The following is a 13,769-nucleotide window of genomic DNA, read 5'->3' as shown; positions in this document are numbered from 1 at the left end:
TTATGTAAGTGGATCGCGTGCGCGGATGCGCACGCGATCCACTTACATAAAAAACCAGGGCGGCCGCGCAGCGGACGCGCGTGTGGACGCGCTCACGTGTCCCCACACTGACGGAAGTCAGACACTTCTTACACATATTGCTCAATAAACGCGGCGTGATCTTCCTTGAGAAGGGCGAGGGCTTTGAGAAAGAAGGGCGACATGCTGCGCTGCAAGGCATAATCAATGGCCTTCTTCGCTTCCTCATAGCGTCCCAGCGCGGCTAGCGCCATGCCGGACCAGAAGTAGTTGGCCTCGTTAGCGTATGGATCGCTCTCGATGCCGAGCTCGAACTGCGCCAGCGCCTGCTCATACTCCCCGCGCATCCAGGCGAGCATGCCCTGATAGGAATGGCGCCTGGAAGGTTGTATGGTCTGCACCACGGATAGGGCCGCGAATTCTGCCACGCGCTCAGGGGTGAGCCGGGGATCAAGGCAGAGCTCACACCACGTTTTCAATAAGTAGTGTAGTAATTCCGTTGGATGAAACTCACAGCTCTTGCAGATATCAGCGTAGCCGCGCTCAATGTCGTTTAAGGCCAGATAGGCGTATGCTCGATTGTGGTAGGCGTTCCAGGCATGCGCCATCAAATCGATACTGCTGCTATAGTCCTCAATGGCGCGCTCATACTGTTGCAGGTGCAGATAGCAGTTGGCGCGACTAAAATACTGATCGGCAGATCCCGGTCGCTGCTCGATACACACATCAAAGTCTTTAATGGCCGCTTCATAGTCCTTCAAACCGTGCAGGGCACAACCGCGATTATAGTACGCCGCCCACAACTTATCGTCTAGCTGGATAGCATGCTGAGCGGCCCAATACGCATCCCGAAATCGATAGAGCCCCATGTAGGCCGCCGCCCGATTGTTATAAGCCATCGCTAGCTGGTCATTGTGCTTGATGGCCCGCGCGCAGTCGTCCAGCGCGTGGTCAAACTCAAGCAGACAGAGCCGGGCCCACGAACGATTGACATAGAGCATGGCACTGAATGGCAAGAGTGCCAGCAATGCCGAATAGTAGTTGGCCGCCCAGCGATATTTCTTCCAATACCGCATCAAGGCATAGCCGATGCCTTCCATCACGGCCAGGAGAACAACAACAACAAAGATGAGATTTCCAACCAGATTAAACAGATCTACAACGTCCATGCTCAATCGCGCCTCTTCCTTTAACTTCTTGCCGGCCAGCATCGAGAGTATATAAAACTCCTCTATAATTATAGTGCACTTTGTCTATCCTGTTTCCATTCCACAACCCAGGTACCAGTACAGATAACAAACACACAACCGCACCAACTCACCGACCCGGTATTTTTACCGGGATAGATCACCCGTATTCCATCTACCGGGGAAGTTTTGACCGGTCAGGAGAACCAGTAGTTCCATAGGCGTAAATCTCTGCGCATCAGGCTAGACTTTGCATATGGGCGATGGGATGTATCAACAAACACACACATCGACCATCGCCATCAATCAACCATCGTTTTTCTCATGCACGACCGCAAAGGAAGTATCTTCGATGATATCCAACATCAAGTAGGTGCTGGGCTTGCCCCAGCTTTGCCGCGCAGCAGCCCCGTGCCCGGACGTCCACGCTCCACCAACGATACGATCTTCCCCTGGAGTAAGAACAATCTGCGATCCACTTGACAAACAAAGTATTTTCAATTAGAATAATATGTATTAGGAGTATCGAAACAAACGTATAAGTCATTCTGTGTATATCGATAAAAATTGCGCTGTTCAAGTAGAGATCATAGGAACTGCGAAAGGGAAGGTCTTGCACAATGAAAAACCAGGATTACCATAGCAGCATTACAACTCACGCTACGCCAGAAGAAGCGTTTAATAAGATTACTCGGGTGTCAGAATGGTGGGCAAAAGATTTTGAGGGCCAGGCAACAAAACCAGGGGACGTGTTCACGGTGCGCTTTCAAAATGGCGATATGTATAAAGTGAAGGTCGCTGAGATCATCCCCGATAAACACATTGTCTGGGATGTTATCGATAGCTATCAGGGATGGCATGATGATCACACTGAATGGGTGGGTACGAAAATCGTCTGGGAAGTAGTTCCCAGGGCAGATAGCACTGAAGTGACGATAACACACTCGGGTCTCGTGCCAGCATTCGAATGTTTTAATCAATGTAGCCAGGGATGGGATTACCTGATGAAAAAAAGCCTCCAGAATCTCCTCAATAGCAATCAAGGCATGCCCGTCTAATAACTGTTGCCATCACAGACATGTTCCTCGTAGGGTGCATAGGTTGCGCCCTACGAGGAACATGTCCTAATTGAGGAGTAAAAAATGCTTATGGATAGAAAAAGGTTGACATAGCTGCTCGCTTTACTCTAAAATCATGATGAATTTGGCCGAAAGCGAGAGAAACAATGCTTGCGGATGAAGCCCCAAAGGTTAACCTTCCATATACGGCACAAATCGTCTTTAGCGCTTTTCATGCCAGATACTCAGCCTGCTCCGTGGCCTGGACATAGACCTCTTCCAATGATTGGCTGAGCGGCTGCAGCGAGTGCAGCGGCACGTGGGCCAGCACGAGCTTCTCCAGGATCCCGGCCTGCGCCTCGCCACGCACCTTGAAGGTGTTGTCCCGCACGTCCAGAATGGCCTGCGTGGATATCTGAAGCCGGGCCAGCGTCTGTCGGGCGTCCAGCTGCCCGGCCAGGGTGATCTCCACGATGTTGCGGGCCGTCACCAGGTCGGCGACGGCTCCCGACAGGATCATGTTTCCCCGGCGCAGGATGCCGATGGTGTCACACAGCGCCTCAACCTCAGCCAGGTAATGCGAGCAGAGCAGGATCGTCTTCCCTTCCTGGCGCAGTCCCTGGATCAGCTGGCGAATCTCCCACTGGCTGCGCGGATCCAGACCACTGGTCGGCTCGTCCAGAATCAACAGTTCGGGATCGGTCAGCAGCGCCTGCGCGATGGCCAACCGCTGCTGCATGCCCTTGGAGTAGCCACCAACGGGACGCCGGGCCGCCTCCTGCAGGAGCACGCGCTCCAGCAGGGCATCGATATGCCGCAGTCCGGCACTCCCCTGCACTCCGGCCAGCCTGCCCAGGTGGATCAGATAGTTGCGACCGGAGATGCGCGGTTCAAAGATGGTGCGCTCATGCACATAACCGATGCGGGTATGGGCCAGGGCCACATTCGACTGGCCCAGTACCCGCAGTTGCCCCGAGCTCGGGAAGATGAAGCCCATCAGCAGACGTACAAAGGTCGATTTGCCGGCCCCGTTCTCGCCCAGCAACCCGAAGGACTGCCCCTGCTCAATCGTCAGCGACAGGTTGCGCAGCGCCACCCGCTACTCATACACCTTCGTCAATTCAACGCACTCGATTACGGCCATACAAGCCTTTCCTTACAACTACCAGAGCCGCGTGCGCAGCGGGAACGTCTGCTCCAGGTCCAACTTCTCGACCGGTCGGAAATTGACATCCTGGGAGACGAGCCGGGCCTCATGCACGCTCAGCCGCTGGCGGAAGTCGGAGAACTCAAGACGCTCCTTTGGCGTCCAGGCGACCTCGGCAAGGGCGATAGCACGCGGGAACAACATATATTCTAGATGCTTCACGGTGGGAACGTACTCACTCCAGAGATTACACTGGGCTCCGAGAACATGCCGCGCCTGCTCCGCGGTAAGTTCGGCCGGAATGGGATCGAAGGAGTACACTTTGTCTAGCGGCAGGTAGCCGCCAATGGCTAGCGGTTCCGCGGGATCGTTGGATTGGTAGTAGTCGAGATAGACGAACGGGTTGGGGGTCATGACCACGTCGTGCCGCGCTTGCGCGGCCGCGATCCCGCCTTCAATCCCTCGCCACGACATGACGGTGGCGCCAGCTGGCAGGCCCCCTTCGAGAATCTCGTCCCATCCCAGCATGCGACGATTATGCTGCATCAGAAACGTCCCGATCTGTGACAGGAACCAGCTCTGAAGCTCGTCCTCATCTTTCAAGCCCAGTTCTTTGATGATCTGCTGCACCTGCGGGCTCGCCTGCCATTGATCCTTGATGGCCTCATCACCACCAATGTGGATGAACGGGCTGGGGAAGATATCCATAACCTCGCTCAGGACATCCCTGAGGAATTGAAATACCTCCTCGGTGGGGTTGAACAGGTACGGGTGGATGCCCCAGGTTGTTGACACTTCGACCGGCTGCTGTAACACACCCAGCTCAGGGTAGGCGGCGATCGCCGCCTGGGCGTGTCCGGGAATATCGATCTCAGGCACTACGACCATATAACGCGCGGCCGCGTAAGCGACGATCTCGCGCAGTTCCTGCTGGCTGTAGAAGCCGCCATGCGAGATGCCGTCGTACCCCTGTGGCCTCCTGGCGTGTCCGATCACGGTCTCTTTGCGATACGCGCCCACCTCGGTCAGCCTGGGATACTTTTTGATCTCGATGCGCCACCCCTGGTCATCGGTCAGGTGCAGGTGAAGCACATTCATCTTATGCAGGGCTAGCATATCGATCAACTTGAGCACTTCCTGCTTTGGGATAAAGTGGCGCGCGCTGTCAAGCATGCAGCCGCGCCACGAGAAGCGGGGCGCATCCTCGATGCTGACCGCCGGGATATGCCAGCTCTGGCTGACGGGCGTCGCGGAGAAGATTTCAACGGGAAGCAGCTGTCTGAGCGTCTGCGTGGCGTAGAAGACGCCAGCCGGATAAGCCGCCCGCAGCGTGACCTGCTCCTCTGTAACCGTGAGCGTATACCCTTCCTGGCCCAGCTGTGACAGCTGGGGATCAATGCCCAGCGAGATAGCGGGCAGCGCAGGATGCTCATCTGTAAGCACGCGCGGCACGAAACCGAGCGCGGGCGCCAGTGCGTAAGCCAGCAGCACGCCGATGGCCTGCGTCTCCTGCTCTGCCACGATCACGGTGTCCCGGGTCAGCTGAAAATATCCTTCCGCTCGCTCGACACTGGTGGGCCGGGGCAGAATCGGCAGTTCGGAGTGATTGAGAGATGCGTGTGCATGCATTACAGGGCTCCTTCCAGGAAATAGAGATCAGCGATCTCTTGAACGGTGCATTCAAGCTTATTACAGCATCTGCACGTATAATGGGCACTGATGAGTAGTCTAGAATATCTGACCGCTCCTGTCAACAATCCAGAGCCATAGCCAGATAACAATATTTAATTTCATATGTTCTACATGTTCTTATACTGGAATGAGAATGCAATGCTTGTGAGTATCCTCTCAGCGTGAATCAGGCAAGATAAATTATTGAATGTATATTTTATGTTTCGGGTACCCGGTACCCATGGAGGTTGTGTGGATGATGAAGGTGAAGGTACGCCCACTCTGGTTAAAGACCACCCTTATCGTTGGCATAGGATTGTTCGCAGCCATACTACTGGCACGTCAGCATACATCATCTCCCGTCAGTAATCAGCCGACCCCTACCCCACTGATCCAGGCGAGCCAGCCCATGGCGATTATTTATACTAATGGTCGGGATAATTATTTTCATGTCCAAAACGGTACAGCCGCTCGCGATATATCCACTGACTACCGGTGGATCACCTTTAGCTTTATCGACGGGTGGCAGGGGAATATGGCCCACCATGAGACGATATATGTATGCAGGCCGGGCACGTTTGGCTCGGGCTGTCATCGAGAACCTGGCACCAACAAACAATGGGCATTGCTCACCATCCTGCCCTATCCAGGCACCTATGACAATATGACCGTCGGGCCAGCCATCAGCTTCAAGGAAGGGAAGAGTGATCCCCTCAATGGCTCGTATCGCTGCTTCCAGACGGGCAAAGCCGCCTGCAGCCGGCCAGATGTGCAATCGATCACGCAGAAAGCGGGAACGCTCCACTATCTGCACTATGTTAATCCCCAACCTCCTCATGGCCTCACCCCATTCGAGGCTAAAGACGCCAGGGATTTCAAGCTGGTCGAGGAGATGCTCCACGGCACCATCTCAGCGATGCCGGCCGGCCTCTTTGCTCACAATTAGCTTACGTCCACCGAACCGCCGTCTTCCGCCCCTGCCTTCGAGGCAGGGGCGGAAGACGGCGGTTCGGTGTTTGGAGGTGAAAACAAAAAGTCCATAAAATATTGAAATCCATGTCGTTTATATGGGAGAATAGGAGCGGAGCGGAAAGCACAGCGAAAGTAACGGAAAGGCGAGAGCTTTCATGGATAGCATTGAGCAGGAAGAAGTAGCCGGGCAGGACGCGCAGCCCGATATAGGCACTGAACTTCCACGACTCCCGTGGACGCGCATTGTGGCGATCAGTATCTTCGCCCTGGCACTGAACTTTCAGTGGGCCGCCATCAGTACGATTATTCTGCCCAGCCAGGTCTTCAAGATAGTGGGCGACCTGGACAAGGGAACAGCCCTGGCCTTCGTGTTGATCCCGGGAGCGTTCGTCTCGCTGTTCGCCAATCCGCTCTTTGGCTGGCTGAGCGATCGCATGCATGGACGGCTGGCGACACTGGGTAAGCGCCGCCCCTATATCCTGCTGGGCACGCTGGGCTCAATCGCGACGCTGTGCTGGATGGCCTCGGCGCGCGACGTGCTCTCGCTAGCCATCGCCTACGCGCTGACGCAGTTCATCAACAACGCGGCCCAGGCCCCCTATCACGCGCTGCTACCCGACATCGTGCCGCCTGAGCAGCGCGGCCTGACCTCTGGCGTCATCGGCCTGATGGTCATCGCCGGCAATATCGGCGGCGTCCTCGTCGCCGGCCGCTTCATCGATTCTTCCCTCCCCCTGGACCTCTATACACGGGGGCTCTGGATCACCTACGGCATGATCATCGCCATCCTGCTCATCTTCCTCGTCATCACCATGCTCTTCGTCCGCGAACAGCCGGTCCCCAACATCGCACGCGAACGACGCCAACAAGACTATACAAAATTCAACATCAAGGGATTGCGCTGGCTGGAGATGCCGGCGACGCGCACGATCGCTTCTGTGGTGGCGGTGGCCGCGCTGGTGCTGGGACTGCTGACGCTCTGGAATGGCTGGCATCCGGGCGGCATCGTCATCGGCAACGACATTGAGCAGGTGGTGATCGAGATCATCCTGACCATCGGCATCCTGCGCCTGTTCGACTTTCGGCCGCGCCGCGATCCCGATTTCGCCTGGGTGCTGGCGACTCGCCTGATCATGATGCTGGGCATCTATACCATCCAGGCCTTCCTGCAATACTATATGCGTGACGTGGTGCGCGTGCCTCATCCCGAGCAGGCCACGACCAATTTCCTGATCATCGTCTCGCTGACCAGCCTGGTGAGCGCTTTCGCCGCTGGCTGGCTCTCGGACCACCTGGGGCGTAAGCGGCTGGTCTACATCTCGGGCGCCTTTATGGCCGTGGTGGGGACCGTCTTTGTGATAACCCATGAGCTGCCGCTGGTCTTCGCCGCCGGGGCCATCTTTGGCCTGGGCTACGGTGCCTACCAGAGCGTGGACTGGGCCCTGGTGGCCGACACGCTGCCCTCGCGGCGCAACTATGCCCGCGACATGGGCGTCTGGAACGTGGCGCTCTCGCTCTCGCAGGTCATCGCGCCCGTCCTCGGCGGTCCCCTGCTCGACAGCTTCACACGCTCCGGCCAGACCGTGCTGGGCTACCAGGTCATCTTCGGCATGTCGATCGTCTACTGCGTCATCGGGACCGTCACCGTGCGCTTCATTCGCGGCGTCAAAGCCTGACACGCGGGAAGAGAAATCGGACGCGAGGTCCGAAGCTATGGAAGGATCCGCGCTCGATTTCTCGCCTACGCTCCCGTACGTTCGGGCCTCGCGCCCGATTTTCCACCTCCGCGCTCGTCCACGCTCCCATAGCTTCGGACCTCGCGTCCGATTTCTTTCAAGCGAGATCCCGCTTACCCCCATCCTCCCAGGCAGGGAGACCGTGCATGCCGAGGGAATAGGCAAGCTCACCGCCGTGGTGGAGGTCATGCTCCATTACGTGCCAGATGACCCAGCCGCGGGTCAGGGTGTAGACCTGGCCCTTCCACTCATCCTGGACCGTCGATTGCAGGTCCGCCAGCGTATAACGCCCCAGGACCTCCTGGATAACCTGCCATGTCTGCTCCAATCCGCTAACCAGCTCACTGGCCGAGCGCGGCGGACTGTTCGGTTGACCCCAGGTATCAAATATGGTGAGCTCCTCGCCGCCCTCTTCCAGGTTATAATGAAACCAGCCCGCGCGCACGGCGATGATGTGGCACGCCAGTTCCCCGATTGAACGCAGACCGGGCGCGGCCCGCAGCGCCAGCTGCTCCGGTGTGAGTTGAGCCAGGGCCATGCTCAACTGATGCTGATGGTATTGCCAGCCCTCGGTAAAGAACGCCAGAGTTTCACCTGTTTCACTCATGTTTGTCGCTCCTTCTTCCTCAATGATCGGCCCGAACAGCGAACGAGGGTCCTGCTGCTTATTTCCTCCACCCTCGTTCGACACGTTACATCTCTTACAAAATATTCTCTATCCAGCCCCCTTTTAAGGAAATTGCCTCTTGATTTCTCAGCCTATTTGATGTATATCTAAATAGATATAAAACTAATTAGATTACTGTGAATTTAGAAAGAGAGGTCCGGTATGTCAACATCAGAGTTTCACATATTGCTGCAATTTTTTAAGGTGCTCGCCGATGAAACTCGCCTCAAGTTGCTAGGATTACTAGCTATCCGAGAACAGAGTGTTGAGGAGTTAGCCGCACAGCTTCAGTTGAAGACACCAACCATCTCGCATCACCTTGCGCGCCTGAAGGAAACTGGTCTCGTAAGAATGCGAGCCGAAGGCAATACTCACCTGTACTGGCTCGATTCCGATACCCTTCATGCAATGAGCAAAGGACTCCTCTCGTCAGAGAAAATGGCCTCGCTTGTGGATGACGTCGCAGATAATGCCTGGGAACAGAAGGTGCTCAAGGATTTCTTTGACGGCCTCCGACTCAAGGAGATACCAGCGAGTCGAAAGAAGCGTTCAGTGGTACTGAAATGGTTTGCAACACAGTTTGAGTATGGCGTCCTCTACACAGAAAAACAGGTCAACGAGATCATCCAACGACATCATGAAGATGCCTCTTCAATACGCCGTGAACTGATTGGTGAGAAGTTGATGCAGCGTGAGAATGGAAGCTACTGGAGAATATAGTCCTTCTTACTGGTGACATCACTTGCGACAAGGAAAGGACAGAGGGTATGGATACCCCGACACAGCCATTGTCCAGCAAGCTTACAAAATTCCTGATTAATCGTAACTTTGGTCTATTATGGATAGGGCAGACTATCTCAATTGTAGGCGATTTCTTTTTTGATACAACCCTTGTGCTGTGGATTACGATTGTACTAGCGCGTAATCAGGTCTGGCTACCACTGGCCGTCAGTGGCGTTGCACTCGCCGCATCCGTTCCGTCATTACTTGTTGGACCGCTGGCTGGGGTATTTGTGGATCGTTGGGAGAAGCGCCATACTATGCTCTGGATGGATGCGTCGCGCGCTATTCTAGTTTTACTACTCCTGATTACAACGGGACTGCTGCCACTCCCGTTTGGCATCAACTCGTACCTCCCGGTTGCATGGAGGCTCGGTTGCATTTATGTAGCCGTTGTACTGCAAACCTGTTGTGCTCAATTCTTCGATCCCGCGCGTATGACCATGATCGCGGATATTGTTCCTGATACGGAGAGAGCACGTGGTATGAGTATGAATACGATTGCCTACAATATTGGACTCCTAGTAGCTCCAGCTTTGGCGGCTCCGCTGTTTCTCTCATTTGGGGTTGTATGGGCGATCCTGATTGACGCGCTCTCCTTCATCATCTCGTTCGGGTGCATACTCCTGATTCAGGTGCCTCAGATAACTCACAGCGTTAACCAGAAAGGGAAGAGCAACTACTTCCGCGAATTCGTCAGTGGTCTGCACTTTTTCCGAGAAAATCGTGTTCTGATTGTGCTCCTCGTAGCTGGTATTTTTTTCAATCTTGGAACGGGTGCATTTAATGCGCTTTATCTGCTCTTTGTATTAAATGACGCGCATACACCAGTGGAGCTAGCAGGTCTCTTCACCTCCAGTTATGGTGTAGCAGTGATTCTCGGTTCCATGGTAGCTGTAGTGCTTGCGAAACGCATCGGGGAAGGGCGTTTGTTCTGGCTTGCGCTCATGGTTTGGGGGATCTTGTTGCTTCTCTTCGCGCACATGACCAATTTCCTTGCCGCCCTGTTCCTCAATTGTATGCTTGGATTTTCTAATGCAGGGATCAATGTGGTTGTTGGTCCATTACTTATGCGTTTCACGCATCGTGAATATATGGGAAGAGTCTCCGCCATCTTTTCGCCGGTGATACAGGCAGCACAATTTTTCTCGATAATTGTTGCAGGTTTCCTGGCCAGCACGCTGCTCAAGGGATTACATACCAGTATTTATGAAGTAAAGGTAGGACCCATTGACACTATTTTCACAGGCGCGGGACTGCTAGCCATATTAGCAGGCACATATGCATCGATTGCATTACACGGAGTAGATATGAATCCCCACAAAACATAAAGATTGAGGCAGTATCTATAATAGCAAGGAGAGCTTTATGAAAACTGATCGCTTCTATCTGGAACAGGTATTAGAAGAAGCAGAGCAGGCAGGGCAGGAAGGAACCTATCCGAGCAGCAATCCGGCCTGGCGCATGCCGCCCTGTTGGCGTACGGCATGTTGGCTTATAACATGATCATATGGCCGCTATCACCATTTTTTAGGGACATAAACGTACGTGAATGGGCGCGGCATGCGCCAGGCCGGATTGCTGCTTTTCGTGCGTCCTGCGTGTGGGTCCGGCCGCAATCCTATGCCGCCTACAGGAACCTACTCGTGTCGAGGAACGTTCACATGCTCCCCCGCCTTGTTCGCTCCCCTTCTGTTGACAGCCGCACCAGAGCCCGCCATTGTGGATCGCGTAAATAAACTCATGCAACAGTGGATCGCAGATCCAAAATTACAAAAAGCACGCTGGACACAGGCGAGAGCATAAAGAACCTTGCGTGTGCCAGAAAAAAATGTTACCTTTTTTCAGAAGGAGCTTATTTGAAAGATGGCCACCCAACTCACCAATGCTCAACAAAAGGCTCTGGATTTTGTGTATCAGAAGGCGACACAGAATAAGAGCCATGACAGGGAACGCATCCAAAAGATATTGACCTCATACGAGACCGGATGCGATGTGGACGACCTCATACACGCGATCTTTGATCTATCACAGCTAACAATCAATTTTCACCCGGACCGGTTGCTCACGGATGGTCGTTCTGTGAGCACCGCGCTATATGAAGAAGGGATCTACCGCAACCAGTTTGAGACGAAAATCTCCAATGGTGGGTTGACCGCGTTCGCGGGTGGTGACCGCGATAAGTGGGAAGAGGTCATGCTCGGTAGAGCATACCAGGCTCGGGGAGTAACGGAGGCCGAACGCCCAAAGTATGGGGGCTTAAATTTGATGAACTACAGCGACGGAGCCTGCCCCCGCTTCGGCTCCTGCCATTTGCGCCTGAAGAAACACGTTGTCCGGCGCGCGACCCTGCTATTTGGCGATAGCTTCTCAGAACCCCACGATATCGGAACCGCCAATGCTTTTGAGCCCGTTCTGGCTGGCCTGCTGGAAGAGATACAGGCTCATGGGAATGCGCTCGGACGCAAGAATGTCGCTGTGCCTACGTTCGTCAACGCCTTGCTTGATGCTGACGATACCAGGGAGCGCTTCTTTCAGCGATCGCAGGGGCACGCCCTGGATGACTACATCGAGGCGCAGATCCACAGCGACCTGCGTATCGGTGATGACGTTGACGCGCTGGTGGCTGACCCATCATTCCAGAACACGACCATCGGTGAGATCCTGACGGCGACCGCCCACAGATATGGCTTTCCTCTTGAATGGCATGAAGGGTTTGTGCTCTCCCTGGACGAAGTGCCCGCCGACTTCCGTGGACCGGAGATGCCGCATCTCGCCCGGCGCGTATTAGAGAATCACGCGGCAAAAAATGGGTATCTTGATGCCGCCACCATCGGGCTGGCCGCCGTCTCGGTCGTGACCAACCCCCAACAATGGCAGGACTGGGGCTCACCCGCCAATACCCTGCAACACATCAAATATCTCTGGCACATCCTCGTGGTCTATGGAAAACCCAACATCCAAATAGATCAACACCACCCCTCATGAATATATTGACCCTTGAGGTCGCCTCAGCGCAGGCCCATTTCAATCAGCAGGTCCTTCATCAGGTCGGGCCGGTTGGTGAAGAGGCCATCGGCGCCCAGATCGATCAGCCGGCGCATCAGGGCGGGCTCATCGATGGTCCAGTAGTAGAACTCCATGCCCCGTCTTTGTGCGCTGCGGATCAGGACCGGATCCTTGAGGTTGACGCCGCGCTGCTCATCAGGCAGGGAGAGCACGCTGGAGCGGCGGCGATAGAACCAGGGCAGGCGCGCCTTGTGGGACAGCACGAAGCCGGTGACCTCGGAGCGGCCGGCGCCAGTGACGACGCGCCCGCCACTGACCATCTGGAAGCGCCTGACCACCGCGTCCAGAAAGGACGAGACGATGACGCGCCGCTCCAGCCGGTATTTCTGGATCAGCGCCCACAGCTTCGCCTCGATCTGCGAGGGTCCCTGCTTCGGATAGGCGTCCTTGACCTCGAAGTGCAGGTAGTATCTGGAACCATAGGTCTGAAATACCTCCTCCAGCGCCGGGATGTAGACACCCTTGCCGCGATAGCTGTACTTGCCCTGCAAATCCTGGAAGTGGTAGCCAGCGTCCAGCTCCTGCAGCTCGGCCAGCGTAAAGCTATCGACGCGGCCATGCCCGTTGGTGGTGCGATCCACCGTCGCATCGTGGATGCCCACCAGGTGTCCATCCCGCGTCATATGCACATCCACGTCCAGAAAATCGATGCCCCCGATGGCATCGGCCACCGCGAAGGCCGCCATGGTATTGGTCGGCGCCAGCAGCTCGCCGCCCTGGTGCGCGAAGATATACGGCCGGCGCAGCCCCGGAAACAACGTCGATTCAATTCCCATAAATAATTAAACAATCCTTTAATTAGCCGCAGCGGGCAACGACGGCCAGCGCGAGGCCGCCCAGGCCGACCAGGACGCATATCCTTGAGGGGCATCTTCCAGAACGGTACCATGTAGCTCAGCTTCATCCGGCTCCTGAAAGAACGCACGCCATTTCGTCAGTTCCTCTTCACTCATTGGCCAGGTCTGCTCTGGTGCCTCTGCAAAGCGGTTTTGGATGCGCCTGCGCTGCGTTTCCGGGTCAATGGGCAAGTAGATAACCTGGCTCTTCGCTCCTATCTGCCGGGCGAACCATCTCAGAGAAGACCGTTCATCTTTGCTCCAAAATCCGAAATCCAGGATGGCATTGGTATGAAGCTGAAGAGCGCGTAAAGCGATCCAGATCAAACGACCTTCCAGGGCATCTCGTTCTGCCTGCACGTTTCTTCTAAACAGCGGAATCATCCACTCATCAAGGGTCAACCGCAAAGCCGGGGCTTCCACTTCTAATTGCCGGGCTTTTGTGGTCTTACCGGACCCTGGCAGTCCCACCAGGAGATACAAGATTGCAGGTTCTTTCATGCCTGTATTATGGCACAGATTGCCAGGTTTATCATCAATTCGTGTCCCTCTGTTTCCCAAACCTGTGGAGGAAAGAAAATCGGCCACGAGGGCCGACCTACGGTTTGCGTTACGTGCGGGAAGGGGA

Annotated in this window: 13 protein-coding genes; 7 read left to right on the top strand and 6 right to left on the bottom strand. The window is 55.2% G+C overall.

Annotated elements, in window-relative coordinates; genetic code table 11:
• Window positions 1-128 precede the first annotated feature (128 nt).
• Window positions 129-1,187: a tetratricopeptide repeat protein gene (locus KTT_RS22070; RefSeq protein WP_160146043.1), complete on the bottom strand. Its 1,059-nt coding sequence runs from the start codon at window positions 1,185-1,187 to the stop codon at window positions 129-131.
• A 638-nt stretch (window positions 1,188-1,825) separates the two neighbouring features.
• Here KTT_RS22070 and KTT_RS22065 point away from each other — a divergent pair.
• Entirely contained in the window at window positions 1,826-2,263 is a 438-nt protein-coding gene (locus KTT_RS22065) for an SRPBCC family protein (protein ID WP_126598276.1), read from the top strand.
• A 232-nt stretch (window positions 2,264-2,495) separates the two neighbouring features.
• Here the strand turns inward: KTT_RS22065 and KTT_RS22060 are convergent, their stop codons facing one another.
• Complete coding sequence (locus KTT_RS22060) at window positions 2,496-3,359, bottom strand: ABC transporter ATP-binding protein (protein WP_126598274.1); 864 nt, start codon at window positions 3,357-3,359, stop codon at window positions 2,496-2,498.
• Between the two features lie 66 nt (window positions 3,360-3,425).
• Entirely contained in the window at window positions 3,426-5,039 is a 1,614-nt protein-coding gene (locus KTT_RS22055) for a beta-N-acetylhexosaminidase (protein ID WP_126598272.1), read from the bottom strand.
• 298 nt (window positions 5,040-5,337) lie between these two features.
• Here KTT_RS22055 and KTT_RS22050 point away from each other — a divergent pair, with 298 nt between their 5' ends.
• Together KTT_RS22050 and KTT_RS22045 are read left to right on the top strand one after the other, a co-directional pair.
• Window positions 5,338-6,027, top strand: coding sequence for a hypothetical protein (locus tag KTT_RS22050; RefSeq protein WP_126598270.1), 690 nt, complete (start codon window positions 5,338-5,340; stop codon window positions 6,025-6,027).
• A gap of 181 nt (window positions 6,028-6,208) precedes the next feature.
• Window positions 6,209-7,729, top strand: a complete 1,521-nt coding sequence (locus tag KTT_RS22045; protein ID WP_126598268.1) for an MFS transporter — start codon at window positions 6,209-6,211, stop codon at window positions 7,727-7,729.
• A gap of 157 nt (window positions 7,730-7,886) precedes the next feature.
• Here the strand turns inward: KTT_RS22045 and KTT_RS22040 are convergent, their stop codons facing one another.
• The gene (locus KTT_RS22040) at window positions 7,887-8,396 is read right to left on the bottom strand and encodes a DinB family protein (protein WP_126598266.1); all 510 of its coding nucleotides are present in this window, start codon (window positions 8,394-8,396) and stop codon (window positions 7,887-7,889) included.
• A gap of 222 nt (window positions 8,397-8,618) precedes the next feature.
• Here KTT_RS22040 and KTT_RS22035 point away from each other — a divergent pair, with 222 nt between their 5' ends.
• From KTT_RS22035 to KTT_RS22025, 4 genes are all read left to right on the top strand, one after another.
• Window positions 8,619-9,176 carry a DUF2087 domain-containing protein gene (locus tag KTT_RS22035; RefSeq protein ID WP_126598264.1) on the top strand — a complete coding sequence of 186 codons (558 nt, stop codon included), beginning with the start codon at window positions 8,619-8,621 and terminating at the stop codon, window positions 9,174-9,176.
• Window positions 9,177-9,223: 47 nt separating this feature from the next.
• Window positions 9,224-10,567 carry an MFS transporter gene (locus KTT_RS22030; RefSeq protein ID WP_126598262.1) on the top strand — a complete coding sequence of 448 codons (1,344 nt, stop codon included), beginning with the start codon at window positions 9,224-9,226 and terminating at the stop codon, window positions 10,565-10,567.
• Window positions 10,568-10,604: 37 nt separating this feature from the next.
• Window positions 10,605-10,742 carry a hypothetical protein gene (locus KTT_RS36240; RefSeq protein WP_160146042.1) on the top strand — a complete coding sequence of 46 codons (138 nt, stop codon included), beginning with the start codon at window positions 10,605-10,607 and terminating at the stop codon, window positions 10,740-10,742.
• 360 nt (window positions 10,743-11,102) lie between these two features.
• Window positions 11,103-12,224 (top strand): DUF3626 domain-containing protein, encoded by a 1,122-nt coding sequence (locus KTT_RS22025; protein WP_126598260.1) that lies wholly within the window; start codon window positions 11,103-11,105, stop codon window positions 12,222-12,224.
• 23 nt (window positions 12,225-12,247) lie between these two features.
• On the opposite strand, the gene KTT_RS22020 is transcribed toward KTT_RS22025, so the two are convergent.
• Both KTT_RS22020 and KTT_RS22015 read right to left on the bottom strand, forming a co-directional pair.
• A complete protein-coding gene (locus KTT_RS22020; RefSeq protein ID WP_126598258.1) occupies window positions 12,248-13,081 on the bottom strand; it encodes a glycerophosphodiester phosphodiesterase family protein in 834 nt (277 codons plus the stop codon).
• An 18-nt stretch (window positions 13,082-13,099) separates the two neighbouring features.
• Window positions 13,100-13,642 (bottom strand): P-loop nucleotide/nucleoside kinase family protein, encoded by a 543-nt coding sequence (locus KTT_RS22015; protein ID WP_126598256.1) that lies wholly within the window; start codon window positions 13,640-13,642, stop codon window positions 13,100-13,102.
• Between the last annotated feature and the right edge of the window lie 127 nt (window positions 13,643-13,769).

This window comes from Dictyobacter aurantiacus, from assembly GCF_003967515.1.
In the GTDB taxonomy this organism is placed as follows: domain Bacteria; phylum Chloroflexota; class Ktedonobacteria; order Ktedonobacterales; family Ktedonobacteraceae; genus Dictyobacter; species Dictyobacter aurantiacus.
The sequence above is the reverse complement of the archived record's forward strand: the minus strand, read 5'-3'. Positions and strand labels throughout refer to the sequence as shown.

Excerpts from the sequence above, each read along its gene's own strand:
- KTT_RS22070 (WP_160146043.1), bottom strand. The coding sequence starts at position 1,187 with ATGGACGTTGTAGATCTGTTTAATCTGGTTGGAAATCTCATCTTTGTT.
- KTT_RS22020 (WP_126598258.1), bottom strand. The coding sequence starts at position 13,081 with ATGGGAATTGAATCGACGTTGTTTCCGGGGCTGCGCCGGCCGTATATC.
- KTT_RS22065 (WP_126598276.1), top strand. The coding sequence starts at position 1,826 with ATGAAAAACCAGGATTACCATAGCAGCATTACAACTCACGCTACGCCA.
- KTT_RS22025 (WP_126598260.1), top strand. The coding sequence starts at position 11,103 with ATGGCCACCCAACTCACCAATGCTCAACAAAAGGCTCTGGATTTTGTG.
- KTT_RS22015 (WP_126598256.1), bottom strand. The coding sequence starts at position 13,642 with ATGAAAGAACCTGCAATCTTGTATCTCCTGGTGGGACTGCCAGGGTCC.
- KTT_RS22035 (WP_126598264.1), top strand. The coding sequence starts at position 8,619 with ATGTCAACATCAGAGTTTCACATATTGCTGCAATTTTTTAAGGTGCTC.
- KTT_RS22055 (WP_126598272.1), bottom strand. The coding sequence starts at position 5,039 with ATGCATGCACACGCATCTCTCAATCACTCCGAACTGCCGATTCTGCCC.
- KTT_RS22045 (WP_126598268.1), top strand. The coding sequence starts at position 6,209 with ATGGATAGCATTGAGCAGGAAGAAGTAGCCGGGCAGGACGCGCAGCCC.
- KTT_RS36240 (WP_160146042.1), top strand. The coding sequence starts at position 10,605 with ATGAAAACTGATCGCTTCTATCTGGAACAGGTATTAGAAGAAGCAGAG.
- KTT_RS22050 (WP_126598270.1), top strand. The coding sequence starts at position 5,338 with ATGATGAAGGTGAAGGTACGCCCACTCTGGTTAAAGACCACCCTTATC.
- KTT_RS22030 (WP_126598262.1), top strand. The coding sequence starts at position 9,224 with ATGGATACCCCGACACAGCCATTGTCCAGCAAGCTTACAAAATTCCTG.
- KTT_RS22040 (WP_126598266.1), bottom strand. The coding sequence starts at position 8,396 with ATGAGTGAAACAGGTGAAACTCTGGCGTTCTTTACCGAGGGCTGGCAA.